The organism is Streptomyces sp. NPDC001157 (assembly GCF_053598255.1).
The window spans coordinates 12,653-25,946 of record NZ_JBSFJW010000017.1; the positions used below are offsets into that span (position 1 = coordinate 12,653).

General features: G+C 68.6%; 13 protein-coding genes and 2 pseudogenes. 9 read left to right on the plus strand and 6 right to left on the minus strand.

The genetic code is table 11. The features are described 5' to 3' along the window. Positions 1–180: 180 nt before the first annotated feature. Positions 181–273, minus strand: a pseudogene (locus ACWDAG_RS26690) (IS5/IS1182 family transposase); the annotation flags it as partial. A gap of 301 nt (positions 274–574) precedes the next feature. On the opposite strand from ACWDAG_RS26690, the gene ACWDAG_RS26695 reads away from it, so the two are divergent. Continuing rightward, the gene (locus tag ACWDAG_RS26695) at positions 575–1,111 is read left to right on the plus strand and encodes a GNAT family N-acetyltransferase (RefSeq protein WP_450698096.1); all 537 of its coding nucleotides are present in this window, start codon (positions 575–577) and stop codon (positions 1,109–1,111) included. A 177-nt stretch (positions 1,112–1,288) separates the two neighbouring features. Here the strand turns inward: ACWDAG_RS26695 and ACWDAG_RS26700 are convergent, their stop codons facing one another. From ACWDAG_RS26700 to ACWDAG_RS26710, 3 genes are all read right to left on the minus strand, one after another. Next, entirely contained in the window at positions 1,289–1,486 is a 198-nt protein-coding gene (locus ACWDAG_RS26700) for a hypothetical protein (protein ID WP_450698097.1), read from the minus strand. After that, positions 1,455–1,796, minus strand: a complete 342-nt coding sequence (locus ACWDAG_RS26705; RefSeq protein WP_450698098.1) for a transposase — start codon at positions 1,794–1,796, stop codon at positions 1,455–1,457. Before ACWDAG_RS26705 ends, ACWDAG_RS26700 begins: the two co-directional genes overlap by 32 nt. A gap of 179 nt (positions 1,797–1,975) precedes the next feature. After that, entirely contained in the window at positions 1,976–3,268 is a 1,293-nt protein-coding gene (locus ACWDAG_RS26710; protein WP_450698099.1) for an MFS transporter, read from the minus strand. A 68-nt stretch (positions 3,269–3,336) separates the two neighbouring features. Between ACWDAG_RS26710 and ACWDAG_RS26715 the strand changes: the two genes are divergently transcribed. Both ACWDAG_RS26715 and ACWDAG_RS26720 read left to right on the plus strand, forming a co-directional pair. After that, positions 3,337–3,876 carry a MarR family winged helix-turn-helix transcriptional regulator gene (locus ACWDAG_RS26715; RefSeq protein ID WP_450698100.1) on the plus strand — a complete coding sequence of 180 codons (540 nt, stop codon included), beginning with the start codon at positions 3,337–3,339 and terminating at the stop codon, positions 3,874–3,876. Between the two features lie 283 nt (positions 3,877–4,159). Further along, complete coding sequence (locus ACWDAG_RS26720; protein ID WP_450698101.1) at positions 4,160–4,909, plus strand: SMI1/KNR4 family protein; 750 nt, start codon at positions 4,160–4,162, stop codon at positions 4,907–4,909. A gap of 290 nt (positions 4,910–5,199) precedes the next feature. Here ACWDAG_RS26720 and ACWDAG_RS26725 read toward each other — a convergent pair whose 3' ends face one another. Beyond that, on the minus strand, positions 5,200–7,467 hold the full coding sequence (locus ACWDAG_RS26725) for a M4 family metallopeptidase (protein ID WP_450698102.1): 2,268 nt from the start codon (positions 7,465–7,467) through the stop codon (positions 5,200–5,202). A 1,024-nt stretch (positions 7,468–8,491) separates the two neighbouring features. Here ACWDAG_RS26725 and ACWDAG_RS26730 point away from each other — a divergent pair. From ACWDAG_RS26730 to ACWDAG_RS26745, 4 genes and pseudogenes are all read left to right on the plus strand, one after another. Then, positions 8,492–8,971, plus strand: coding sequence for a hypothetical protein (locus ACWDAG_RS26730; RefSeq protein WP_450698103.1), 480 nt, complete (start codon positions 8,492–8,494; stop codon positions 8,969–8,971). Continuing rightward, a complete protein-coding gene (locus tag ACWDAG_RS26735) occupies positions 8,968–9,291 on the plus strand; it encodes a transcriptional regulator (protein WP_450698104.1) in 324 nt (107 codons plus the stop codon). Before ACWDAG_RS26730 ends, ACWDAG_RS26735 begins: the two co-directional genes overlap by 4 nt. Before the next feature lie 29 nt (positions 9,292–9,320). Beyond that, positions 9,321–9,698 carry a hypothetical protein gene (locus ACWDAG_RS26740; RefSeq protein WP_450698105.1) on the plus strand — a complete coding sequence of 126 codons (378 nt, stop codon included), beginning with the start codon at positions 9,321–9,323 and terminating at the stop codon, positions 9,696–9,698. 457 nt (positions 9,699–10,155) lie between these two features. Next, a pseudogene (locus tag ACWDAG_RS26745) lies at positions 10,156–10,397 on the plus strand (FAD-dependent oxidoreductase); the annotation flags it as partial. Between the two features lie 215 nt (positions 10,398–10,612). Here the strand turns inward: ACWDAG_RS26745 and ACWDAG_RS26750 are convergent. Beyond that, positions 10,613–11,521 (minus strand): LysR family transcriptional regulator, encoded by a 909-nt coding sequence (locus ACWDAG_RS26750; protein WP_450698106.1) that lies wholly within the window; start codon positions 11,519–11,521, stop codon positions 10,613–10,615. Between the two features lie 137 nt (positions 11,522–11,658). Between ACWDAG_RS26750 and ACWDAG_RS26755 the strand changes: the two genes are divergently transcribed. After that, on the plus strand, positions 11,659–12,477 hold the full coding sequence (locus ACWDAG_RS26755; RefSeq protein ID WP_450698107.1) for an inositol monophosphatase family protein: 819 nt from the start codon (positions 11,659–11,661) through the stop codon (positions 12,475–12,477). A 39-nt stretch (positions 12,478–12,516) separates the two neighbouring features. After that, positions 12,517–13,113, plus strand: coding sequence for an NADPH-dependent F420 reductase (locus ACWDAG_RS26760; protein WP_450698108.1), 597 nt, complete (start codon positions 12,517–12,519; stop codon positions 13,111–13,113). Positions 13,114–13,294: the final 181 nt, after the last annotated feature.

The window sequence follows — 13,294 nt, forward strand, 5'->3', positions numbered from 1 at the left end:
ATTGGTGCGGAGTGGTGTCAGCCGGCCGGGGACGTTGACCATCTCGTCGTCCTGGTTCTAGTCCTCTTTTTTCGGGCCATACGGTCGCGCAGGGTGGCGTCCGTGCACCGCAGGTAGAACGTGTGGTCGGGCTGGAGGAGGTACAGGCGGAACGGTTCGACCAGCTCCTTCACCTGCCATGTCGTGCCTCCGCAAGTACACCGGGCCGACCAGCCCACGCTGGTGCGGTGGGAGTTTGCAGCGGCAGTCACCTTCGCGGGTGACGATGAGCATGGTCACCCCTTAAGAATGGTGGTGGTCCGGGAGGACTGGGTGTAGCTGATGGTGACCTGCCGTTGATGGCTCCGAGTGAGTGGCTGCCCGGTCCTCCGGGACGCTCCGGCCGCTGATTGAGAACTGCGGTCATCCCTTCGTGGACGCTGCACGGCGGCAACCAACCGGAGGGCTATAGGAGATGAGCTGGCTCGCATGATCGAGCGCCACGAGACACGCGAAGTCGGCCAGAGCCTGAGTCCTGGTGGAGGCCGGATGAATCGACTTGGCCAGCGCTCGGCGGAGAGATCATGATGTGAGAATGCCCGACAACCGTTCCGCTGTGGCACCGAATGTGGTGCGCCTCCTCCAGTACACGAAGGCGGACCAGGAGGAGATCCTCGGCAACCGCGATGATCCCTTCGGTGTCGCCTCGGCCGGCCTGACCTGGCTGCCGAAAGAAGAACACTTCGGAATCAGACACGGAGACCGGCTCGTGGCACACGCCGGCCTACTCCGCCTGCCTGTCGCGATCGGCGACGCCGAGACACAGGTGGTGGGCGTCGGCGGGGTGGCCGTCGCACCCGGCATGCGAGGTCAGGGCCTGGCTCGGCTCGTCGTCACAGCTGCCCTGGAGCACGCCCGCACGATGGGCCCCCAGCACGCACTCCTGTTCTGCCGACCTCCCCTCGTGCCGCTCTACCAGCGCCTCGGATGGCACCTGCTCGACACGGACGTACTCGTCGAACAACCCGAAGACCGTCTGGTGTCCATGCCGTTGCGGACTATGGTGACGCCCCTGCTCGACGGTGTCCGCTGGCCCTCAGGGCCAGTGCGGCTGCTCTCGCTCCCTATGTGACGCAGGACCGCCCATCCCGACGACAAGCCGCGCCGCCCAAAGCCACGTGACTTGAAACATGCTCAAGCAGCTTCGTCGGTGCGGTCCGTGATCCAGGCGTAGTCCCCCGGGTCCTCTCGATGCCTGATCGCTCACAAGGCGAGGCACCGAGGCTTTCAACGCGGCAGCACCTGTCCGCTAGTTGATATTGACCTTGAACGTGGACGTGCTGCCATCCGCCATGGCCAAGGTGACCGGCCCGAAGATAATCATCACCATGGAGTTGCCTCCACTACCCCGATGAAAGCCGGTCGCCTCCGTGACCCTCACAGCCAACGCCGTGAGCGTGGCCGCCCCTTGCTCATCAGCATCGATCTGCGGCTCGGAAGAACGCATAGACCCGGTCCCACGGCGGGAAGTCGATCGGGATCGCCCGCCGCTTTGTGCCGTTGTCGACGAGGTAGCGGATCGCGTCCGGTATCGCTCGGTGGCAGTATGCCTCCGGCGGGCCGCCCCGGCCCCACAGCGAGCCCGGCACCGGCAGCAGCGGCCTGACCACCGCCCACTCGGCGTCCGACCTGTCGGTCGGGTAGCCGCGTTGGCGCGCCCCGTGGTCGCCGGCGTTCCCGAACCTGTGCGCCGGGCAGTCACATGCGAGAGTGACCGATGTGGACTCCGCTCCCACCATGCCGTAGAACCGCGGCAACAGGGCCTTCTGGACAGCTTGTTGGCGTAGACACCCTTCGAGCTGCCAAGACGCCCTGTTCTTATCCACGACAGTTGCCACGATCACCCCATCGGGACCCCGTAGTGGCCCTCGAGATGGGCACGACGACAGCCAGTCAGGCAACGGCGCGGGCCGACACCGGGTCTGCATTCCTCCGGCTACCTGCCGTCCGCTGCCCTGGAGCCGGCCTCCGACTGACCCTGACCCGCCGCGGCCACAGGTTCGCGCCTGGCATCGCCCCGTGCCATGACCGGCTCCGGGTGCTCCCATGCCTCGGGCAGCAGCAGCACGGCCAGGTTCGCCGCCGCCACAAGCACCGCACCTGCCAGCAGTGGTGCCGAGGTGCCGAGGAGGGTGGCAACCGGAACAGCCACGGCCAGGCCCAACGGGCGGGCGGCAAACGAGATCAGCGCGTCGAAGGAGCCTACCCGCCCGAGCACCTCCTGCGGGATGCGGCGCTGGATGGCGGTCTCCCACAGCGGGCTGAGCACTCCCAGGCCGAACATCGCCAGGAAGTACGCAGACGCCGCCCAGGGCAGCGCCAGTCCCAGCCCGAAGGCCGCCAGAGGCAGCGCGAGGACGGCCGCGCCCACGGCCACGCCGACCAGCGGGCGGCGCATCGGCATCCGTCCTGCGGCAAAAGCACCGACCAGCATGCCGACGGTCCCCAGCTGGGCCACCAGGACCCACGCGCCGTCACCGCCCATGCTCCGGACAGCGATCAGCGGTCCCAGGGTGAGCAGGAAGCCGGCCGCCAGATGCCATACTCCATGGCCCAGCACATTGGTGAGGAACCAGCGGTGGCGCCGGGTCTCGGTCCAGCCTTCGCGCAACTGCGCCCGGAACCCCGAGTGGCCGCCGTCGGCCGGCCTGGTAGCCCGGCGGGTGTGCAGGCCGCCCAGGGTGGTCGCAGAGCCGATGAAGAGCGCGCCGGTCAGTAGCGAGGACCACCCGGCGCCGAGCATCAGCATCATGCCGCCCGCCGCAGCAGGACCGGCGGTCTGGGCCAGGCCGGTGGCGACGTCCAGCCGCGAGTTCAGCCGCAGCCGCTGGTCGGCGTCGACGGTCGCCGCGACCAGGGTGCGGACCGCCGGGGTGCCGAAGGCGACCGCGGCGCCGGTGACCGCGGCGAGCACGGCGAGGTCGGGCACCCGGACCAGGCCGCAGAGCAGCTCCGCGCCGATCGCGGTCTGCGCCGCGCCCCTGAGTAGATCGGCAGCGAGCACGACCCGCTGCGGCGGGAAGCGGTCCGCCAGCACGCCGGCGACCGGCAGCAGCACCAGCATGGGCAGCAGTTCGCATGCCAGCACCAGGCCCAGATCCCCTGCCGAACCCGTAGAGCCTGCGGCATGCCCTCGAAGCAGCGCGAGCGTGAGAGTGGTGGGTATCAGCGCGGTGGCCAGCGCCGCGCAGGTACGGCCGACCAGCAGTCGGCGCATGGGTTGCGTCATGCCCGCACAGTATTTCGTCAGCGAATTATTTGGCAACGAAATATAAGTTGGCGTAGCATGCTGAGAGCATGGACACCGAGAGTCAGGGCCGGAAGCGGCCCGCAGAAGGGGACGACTCCGTTGACGTGCACCTTGCACGCTGGCGCGGCAAAGCCCCATTCGACGCGCGGGTGGAGGGGATCATCACCCGCATTCAGCTCCTGGCCAAGCATGTCGGCCAAGCCAAAGACCGCGCCCTGGCCGAGGTTGGCCTCCAGGAGTTCGAGTTCGCCACACTGCACCGGCTCGGCGCGCGCGAGGCCCCGGGGCGGGCCACCCCCTCCGAGCTGGCGGCTGAACTCATGCTCTCCCCTGCTGGCATGACAGGCCGTCTGGACACCCTTGAACAGTCAGGGCTGGTGCGGCGTGTGCGCAGCAGTCAGGACCGACGCCGGGTGGACGTGGAGCTCACCGAGGCGGGCCGCACCCGCTGGCTGGCCGCGATGGAGCTGCGCGGGCAGGCGGAGGACTCCATGGTCGCCCCGCTCGACCCGGCAGAGCAGGACGCACTCAGCGCCCTGCTCAAGCGGATGCTGATCCAGGCGGAGGCGGACAGCCGCCACCGGTGAACCCCGAGTCGATGGTGTTGCTTCTCGCCGTCAGGTCTCAGTATCTCGATCTCGCTGATCGCCGCCGCAGCTACCCAAGGACACTCACGTTCGACCGGCACCCTCAGGATCGGATTGAAAAACAGCGACTCAGGTCAGCGCTGTCCATCGCGTGACCAGCACCCTCGGACTTGTCGGCCCGCTTGAACAAACTCATGCCGCGAAGCTGACCAGAGGCTCTCACGGCCGCAGCCCCCTCCATCGCGGACCAGTCTCACCCGCAGCCGACCAGCTGGGGAGCTACGTGACGGACAAACTCGCCATCGCTTACCAGGCCGCACTCCACCTCGCAGTCGTCCTCATGGGGGCAAGACTGCAACGACTGACGACCGCACTTGCCGGCGTTCGGCCGGATATCGTGCACCAGCACGAGCAGCCAGGAGGACAGGTGGACAGCCGAACCGACATAGAGGCACTGCAGCGGATCCTGCACCACGAATGGGGTGCGGACGAGCGGGTGGACTGGACGGCAGTTGAAGCCCACCTGAGCACTCCTCTCCCTGCCGACTATCGCGACTTCATGGCTGTCTACGGTGGCGGCTGCATCGATGACCTGATCGTGCTCCCGCCTCTGCCGACCGGGAACGGCTGGCAGGCATCGATCACCGGTCACACAGCCGGCTTCCGCGAGCTGTGGACCACGGAGGGCGGAGTACCCGGGGTTGGACTGGACGCTGACCGAGTGCTGCCCTGGGGCAGCGGCTGCAACGCAAACGAACTCGGCTGGCTGATGACCGGACCAAACCCCGACGGATGGCCTGTGGTCGTCTGGCGAAGACATGGCAATCCGCACTGGGCCCTGTTCGACTGCGGTATGGCCGAGTTCCTGCGGCGCCTCATGACTGCTGAATTCGACACGTGCCCCCTCAGCGACCTCTCTCTGTGGGGACGAGTGGGTACCTTCGTCCATCACGAGGAGCAGGAACGCCGGTTCCAAGCGGGCCTGGACCCGATGACTGGCGAACCAGACCCCTACGCGGGCATGTTCGACTGACAAACACCCATCGCCCGCGTCAACAACCTGGCGGGTCAATACAACCAGCCGCTGGGCAGCGCCCGACACTGAGTTCAGGCTCCTGGCGCTCGGTTCGCCGGCCGTCCGCTTCCCCGGCCTGGGAGCCGACCCGGACTGCCCCGTCGAGCATCCGTCGCCGGGCGTCGCGTGAACGACGCGGGGGCAGCAGCTGCGCGAGCCGGTGCCGGCAGAGAGATGCCCCTGTGCCGCTGCCCGGACCGGCGAGTCCGGGCAGCGGTGTGCCGTCTGTGGGTCAGGGGGTCAGGGGGTCAGGGGGTCAGCTGCCAGCGTGCGATGTATCCGACGTCGATGGATGCCCGGTCCTGCACGCGCAGTTTCCAAGTGCCGTTCAGCGGCTGCGCGGAGGCGTCGATGGTGAAGGTCTGGTCGACGTTGTCGGCGGATCCGCCGCTGCGGTTGAGCAGGGAGTAGACGGTGCCGTTGGGGCCGACCAGGTCGACGGTCAGGTCACCGCGGTAGGTGTGGACGATGTTGACGTAGACGGAGGTGGTCGCGGAGGCGTTGCCGTCGCGGCCGGTGATGGTCACCGGTGACTCCACGGCGGGGCCGTTGTCCGGTATGTCCACGCGGGTGGCGTTGGCGTAGACGTAGGCGATCCGCCAGCTGAAGGTCTTCGAGACGGACGCTCCCGTGCTGTCGGTGACCTTGACGGTGACGTCGCCGGTGCCGAGCGTCGTCGGCGTGCCGGTGATCAGACCGCTGGGACTGATGCTCAGGCCGTCGGGCAACCCGGTGGCTTCGTAGGTCAGTGTGGCTCCGGTGTTGGTGGTGTAGGCGTCGAGTTGGAGGCTGACCGCCTGGCCGATGCCGCTGGTCTGGTCGGCGATCGGGGCGAGGTTGACCCCGAGGGCGATGCGGTTGCCGACGTTGATCGCGGCCCAGGCGTCGGCGACGGCGAGGTAGGTGGGGCTGTAGGCGCCGAACAGGTCGGCGGCGGCGGACAGGGTGGCAGTGCGGGCGCCGGCGTAGTTCGTCGTGGAGGTCATGTAGGTGGTCAGGGCGCGGTACCAGATGGCGGCGGCGTTCTGGATGCCGATGCCGGTGACGGGCTGACCGTCGTAGGTGGGACTGTCATAGGAGACGCCGTTGACCGTCTTGGCTCCGCTGCCCTCGGAGAGCAGGTAGAAGAAGTGGTTCGCGGGGCCCGAGGAGTAATGGACGTCGAGGCCGCCGAGGGAGGGGCTCCAACTGTCGGCGGAGGCACCGTCCTTGGAGGGCTTGTCCATGTACCGCAGCGGGGTGCCGTCGCCGTTGATGTCGATCTTCTCGCCGACCAGGTAGTCGCCCGGGTCGGCCGGGAGGTTCTCGTAGAACTCCACGGCGGCGGCGAAGATGTCGGAGGTCGCCTCATTCAGACCGCCGGACTCGCCCGAGTAGTTCAGGCCGGCCGTGGCCGCGGTGACACCGTGGCTCATCTCGTGGGCCGCGACATCCAGCGCGGTCAGCGGGTGGTTGTTGCCCGAGCCGTCGCCGTAGGTCATGCAGAAGCAGGAGTCCTGCCAGAAGGCGTTGACGTAGTTGCTGCCGTAATGGGCGCGGCTGTAGGCGGCGACACCGTCATTGCGGATCCCGTTTCGGCCGTACACCTGTTTGTAGTAGTCCCAGGTGGCCGCGGCGCCGAACGCGACGTCCACGCCGGCGGTCTGACGGTTCGACGGCAGGCCGTCTCCCCAGACATCGTTGTCGTCCGTGAAAAGGGTGCCGGTGCCCGACGTGCCCTGGTTGAGGTCGTACGTCTTGTGTCCCGCGCGGTCCGGGTCGGTGAGCTGGTACGTCGATCCCGACTGGGTCGTGCCCAGCGGGACCGTGCCGACGTACTGGCCGGTGCCGGTGCCGGTGTCCACCTTCTCGGCCGCCAGGAGCTGTTTGCCGGTGGTGGCGTCGGTGACGACCTGCAACTCGCTGGGGGTGCCGTCCCGTTGGACGCCTTCGACGACGCTCTCCCAGGCCAGGACGGGCTTTCCGGAGCCGGCCCAGATCACCAGGCGGGGCTTCCGCTCGACCTCGGAGCCCTTGACCCGGGCGCGCTTCGAGGCTGCCTCGGCCTTGGCTGCGGCGGCGGCTGAGCGGATCCTCGGACTGAGCGAGGGCACGGCAAGGGCAGTCCGGCTCGCCCTGGTGACGGTGGTGCGACCGCTGCTGTCGTGGACGACGAGATCGCCGCCGAGGACGTGCAGGCCGGCGTAGGTGCGCTCGTAACGGGTGTGCGTGGTGCCGTCGGCGTCCGTGATGACGTCCTTGACGACGAGTTTCTCCTTGGCGCCGAGGCCGACACGGCGTGCCGTGTCGGCGGCCGAGGTCTGGGCTTTCTTCAGCAGAGCTGTGCGGCGGGCGGGCGTCAGGGACGCCGGCAGAGCGCCGACCCGGGGCTTGGCGGTGATTTTCGTGGGGCTCGGGTCGGCAGGGGCGGCGGTGGCGTGGCCGGGAAGGGTCAGGGCGAGTAGAGACCCCAGGGAACTGAGAGCGAGGGCGGTGGCGCGTCTGCGCCGGGCAAGGGTGCGGTCTCGCAGAGGCAACGGTTTCTCCTTCGATATGACGGCCCATGGGGCCGCGGGCGGCACGGAGCGGCAGAGGACGCCGGTCTGGAGGCTGCACGGCATGCGGGTGGAAGGAGGTGGGGGGTGAGATGGGGCTGGGGTGGCACTGCGGGTGCACCGCGTGGTGAATGTGTCAAGGAATGGTGAACTTCCTGCAGAAGAGTGACACCACACAGCCACACTGTCATGCGCCGGTCAAATGATCGGCTGGAAATGGCTTTGGAGATCAGGCAAATCGGAACGGACGACGCCGATTTTCGGCCGCACCGGACGCGGGACTGTCGTCATCGTCGCGGATGTCGACGGGCGGGGACTCTCAGGGGATGTCGACGACGCGTGACCCCACCACCGCAATCCGCCAGGACGGCAAGCCACGTGCGCGGCCTTCCCGGCCGGCGGTTGGGCCGGCTGGCCATCGCCGAGCATCGTCCGCGTCTGCCCGCCAGGACGCCGACAGCCCCACGGCCGCCGGCTCTGGTTCGGAGGGTTCCGCCGCAGTTCCCGGCGCGCGGCGTGGGCGGCCCTGAGCACCCAGCGAGTCAGCAGGTCGAGATGCTCCTGACTGCTCTCGGCATTACGGACTTTCGTCTGTACTTCTCTCCAACGCGCCGTGCATGCGCTGGCGCACCGATGAACTGAGGCAGACCTCGGCCTGCGGGTCAGGTGGAATGCCATGCGCGCTCAGCGCCACCGACGATCTCGCCGATGAGGTGGTGGGCGGTGAGGGGATGACGCCGGATGAGCCAGTCGAGCAGGGTCGCCACCGGCCCCTCGATGCCGTAGAGGCCCTCGCCCCGAAGTCGCCGCTGGCCTCGTGGAGTTCCTCGCCGGAGACGAACTCATCGAGGAAGGCGTTCCGGACGCCGGCTGCCAGGTCGTACGCGTCGTCGGACCGCGTGAACCCCATCCCTGGTCTCCCGATCCCTGGCCTCTCGGCCGACAGCATTGACTTTCCAGGAAGGAAAGCCAACACTGGACTTTCCAGGCAGGAAAGTGAGGCGTCATGGACGAGCTGACACCTGAGCAGGCACGAGCCGCGCTGGACACCGTGGAGCGATCCCGCCGCAGGGTGATCGACGAGATCGACGTGCCGCGCTGGTACTGGGCGGGCCTGGCCACAGGCTGGCTCGGGCTCGGCGTGATCGCCGACCTGCATCATCCGCTGGTGACCACCCTGGTCACCCTCGCCTTCGGGGCCGCGCACTCCTCGATCGCGCCCCGGGTGGTCAACGGACGGCACCGCAACAGCCAGATGAGCGTGCGTGCTGAGATCGCCGGCCCTTGGCTGGCGGTCTGGGTGCTGGGCAGTCTGGTCGCCCTGGTCGGCGTCACCATCGCCGCAGCGCTCATCCTGAACGCCGACGACGCGCGTCACCCGGTCACCGGGGCGGCCGTCCTGGCCGCGGTCATGCTCGTGCTGGGCGGGCCGCTGCTGCTGGCCGCGGCACGCAGCCGCGCCGTACGGACCGGCGCGGCATCATGACCACGCCGCGGTTCGACGAGCTGATCCATCCCAGCACCCGGCTGTCCATCGTATCCCTGCTTGCGGCCGCCGACTGGGCCGACTTCGGCTACATCCGCGACCAACTCGGCCTGTCCGACTCCGCACTGTCCAAACAGCTGTCGACGCTGGAGCAGGCCGACTACGTCACCGTCGACCGCTCCGTCAGACGCCGCGTACGCGCCCGCCTGACCACCGACGGTCGAGCCGCCTTCCAAGGCCACGTAGCCGCACTGCAGGCCATCGTCGCCACTGCGAACGCCCCCTCCACCGGCTCCGTCGGCGACTCGCCAGGCAACTGAGCGCGAATGGCGTCCCAGACGCCACGCGCATGGGTCTGCTCGTGCACGGGCGCCATGTGCGGGGCGGCGCCGGCGTTGAGGACCAGCAACGAAGGGGCATGGTCACGGATGACGTGCTCGGCGAGCATCTCATCGGTGGCATCGGCGGTGAGAGACATAGAGCCCTCACCCAGGTCGTCGCGCACGGCCGGCAACTCCCGTTCGGGACGCGTCAGACCCACGACACGGTTACCCGCAGCGGCGGGCGCGGCACTGATCGCACGCCTGAAATCTCGGCCGCCACCGGTGCCACGGCCGTCTGTACTGCACCAGACTTCGAACACTCCCGGATGATGGACGATTCCGTCGGATATCCAGACCAGCCGCCAGACGGAAAGGCATCGCCCCGACTCCCACCGGGCGACTGACCTGGGCCACTCCCCACCTGCCGACGAGACGCGGGGCAAAAGCGATGGCGCGAGGATCCCCCACACAGCTCCGGTGCGCCTCGACGTCAAGGCCGCAGGCACTGCAACGTGCCCCTCCCCGGCTCACCGGGCAAGGCCCCCAGAGAGAGCGGCGCGGGGGTCGCATCGATCGGCGCACCCCACAGATCTGGCATGCAACTTCATCACGTTGCAGAGCCGCCCAACGGACTGACTGCGCCGCCAGGTTGGAATGAACTGACCGTCGAAACCCATAGGGACCAACGGATATCGGAGCAACCGGGGCGCGAGAAATCACATCACCGGAGGCTCGCCCCAAAGTGCCCTCGCAGACCGTTGACGGCTCGTCGTTGGCTGCCCACCGTCCAAGCACAGCGATACCGAACAAAGTCCGAAATATCGACCGGAAGAAGGTCCGGATGGGCGGCATGAAAGAACTCCCCTTGCCCCGCGCCCGATCAGCGCCCTGCCGATCGGCCACCGGTGGACCGCGTTCCCGGAGGGACGCTGCTGGGCGACGCCGCCCACCTCATGTCACCGTTCGCCGGGGAGAGCGCCAACCTCGCCATGTTCGACGGCTCCGAACTCGGCAAAGCCATCGCCGCCCATCCCAACGACATCGAAGCCGCCCTGGCGGAGTACGAGCAGGCGCTTTTTCCCGCAGCACCCGGTTCGCCCGCTCGCCGCCGAATCCGACAGGAACCGCCGGCTCATCTTCGGCGACAATGCCCCCGCCGGCTTGCTCAACCTGCTAGTCGCCAGGAGCCGACCGAGTGAGCAGGGCCCCAGATCCGCGATAGTGAGCCGCAGGCGTCGGTCTGGCCGCCCCACGGCCAGCACCCGCACGGACAAGCCACTGCTGATATTGAAGAGGTGAAGCGGCCGGACGGCGCCGACTACGCCGACGCTCCGCGCACGGCCAGCGCGGTTCGCGCCAGCCCGCGCAGCCAGGCGTGGGCGCGGTCGGTGTCGTAGCGCTGATGCCATGACAGGTATATCGGTGCCGACGGCAGTTCGAGAGGGAGGGGAAGCACGACCAGGCCGAGGTCGGCGGCCGCTGACCGTGTGGTGGCCTCGGGGACGCTGATCACGAGATCGGAGCCGCGCGCGAACTCCAGCGCGGCCGCTTCCGTGGGCGCGGTCGCCACCACCCGGCGGGTGAGGCCGAGCCGCGCGAGAGCGTCGTCGAGGACATTGCTGAGGTTTCCACGTCGCGAGACGGTGACGTGCTCAGCGGCGGCGTACTGGTTTGCGGTGACAGTCCTGACGCGGGTGAGAGGGTGGCCCTGCCTCACGACGATGACGAGGCGGGTCTCGCCCACGTTCTCGGCATGGATGTCCGGTGCGCTCGGGCGGTTGGCGTTCGCCTCAAGGTCCACCTCGCCGCGCCGCAACTCGGGGGTGTCGATGCTCGATTCGGCGACGAAGCGCAATCGCACGCCCGGCGCCTCTTCACGCACGGCCGAGAGCAGTGTGGGACCACTCAAGGCGACCAGGGAATCGTGCCAGCGAAGTGTGAAGGTGCGCTCCAACATCGCCAGATCGAGTTCACGGCTCGGTGCCAGCACCCCGTGGACCTGGTGCAGCAGCTGGTGCACCTGTTCCCGGACGGCGATCGCGTACGGCGTCGGGGTCATCGTGCGGCCGGTACGCACCAGGATCTGGTCCCCGGTCGTGTGCCGGATTCGGCCCAGGCTCCGGCTCATCGCGGGAGCGGTGACATGCATGCGTGCGGCCGCCCCGGCCACACTGCCCTCCTCCAGCAGCGCGTCGAGCGCGGCCAGCAGGTTCAAATCCAATTGCATGTGAGTAATCCTAGCCGTGCTTTACATGCATTTGAAGTTAATCAATGGGCTCTATACCTTCGAGACCAGAGCGCTGAACAGACCGCTCAGTTCGGCCCGAACGGCCCCACCACCCGTTTCTCAAAAGGGAGTTCGCCATGTCCGAAATGCTTGAGACCATTGACGTCGCCGCCTCCGACGCCGACCTGCTCGGCCAGACCGCGATCGCCGTGCGCGCCGCCGGTTCGGCACTGCGCGAGCGCTTCGGCGAGGTGGTCCGCTACCAGAGCCGCGACGAGCTGATGCGTGCGCTCGCCGACAACGACGACACGGCCCTCGACATCCTGCGCCCCCGCCTCACGCGCCTGCGCCCTGACGCCGGCTGGGTGGAGGACGAGCTGGACGGCGGGGCGCTGCCGCCCGGCGAATGGTGGGTCGTGGATCCGGCCGAAGGCAACGTCAACCACCTGCACGCCCTGCCGGAGTGGGCGGTGACCGCCACCCTCGTGCGTGAGAACCAGCCGGTGCTCACCGCGGTCCACCTGCCGTTGACCGGCGAGACCTACACCGCGCTCGCCGGCGCGGGCGCCCACCTCGACGGCCGGCCGCTGCACGTCTCCCCCACTGCGGACCTCGGCCTGAGCATCGTGGCCACCAGTCAGGCCCGGCCGGACGAGGACGAGAAGGTCGTACGGCGCGTCGGCTCCTCGATCACCGCGATGCTCTTCGACGCGCTCGTCGTCCGCACTTCCGTGCCCGCGACCCTTCACCTGGTGAACGTGGCCGCCGGCCGGATCGACGCCTTCTGGCAGTTCGCCGGCGCCCGCGCGGACCTGCTTCCCGGGGCGCTGCTCGTCACCGAGGCCGGTGGACAGATCACCGACGCCGAGGGCCGCCCCTGGACCCCGCAGAGCGAGAGCTTCCTGGCCGCCACGCCCGGCGTCCACGACGAGGCCGTATCCACGCTCTCGCGCTGACGGGGCACCACAACCTGCACACACGGAAGGACCATCATCATGACCACGATCGCAGTTCTCGGAAACGGCCGCGTCGGCGGCAGTCTGGCCACAGCCCTCACCCGGGCAGGGCATGAGGTGACCGTGGCGGGCCGCGCACCGGGCGCCGCCGCCGATGCTGCCCGGACAGCCCAGATCGTCATCAACGCCACCCCGGGAGCCGGCTCGCTGGACCGGCTCGTCGCCCTGCGCGAGGAACTGCGCGACAAGATCCTCGTCGACGTCTCCAACGCCACCGTCGACGGACCGGACGGACTGCCCGCCGACCTGATCTACCCCGGCTCAAGCCTCGCCGAGCAACTCCAGGAAGCGCTCCCCGAAACGCGCGTCGTCAAGACACTCAACACCATGCTCTTCCCGGTGATGACTGCGCCGGCCACGCTCACCCAGGCGCCCGACGCCTACCTCTCGGGCGAGGACCCGCAGGCCAAGCAGACCGTGCGTGAACTGCTCATCAACCTCGGCTGGCGCAAGGAGTGGATCACCGATCTCGGCGGGATCCAGACCGCCCGCGCCACGGAGGCCGCGATACTGTTCGTCCCGCACGTGATTCGGTCCAGCGGATTCGCGCCCTTCGCGATCTCGATCGCCCGCTGATCCGCACACAGCGCACCGCCGCCGGCCATTGAGCGACCGGCCCGGGCTCTGCTCAGCCCGGGGGGCGGGTTGAGCGGGGCCACGAGCTCACGGTCGGCCGCCCGGGTTGCGGCGAGCTCGTCGCCTTGGTCCTGGAGTGTGAGCTCCGGGTCGACGATTCGCTGTTCGAGAGTGGTGATCC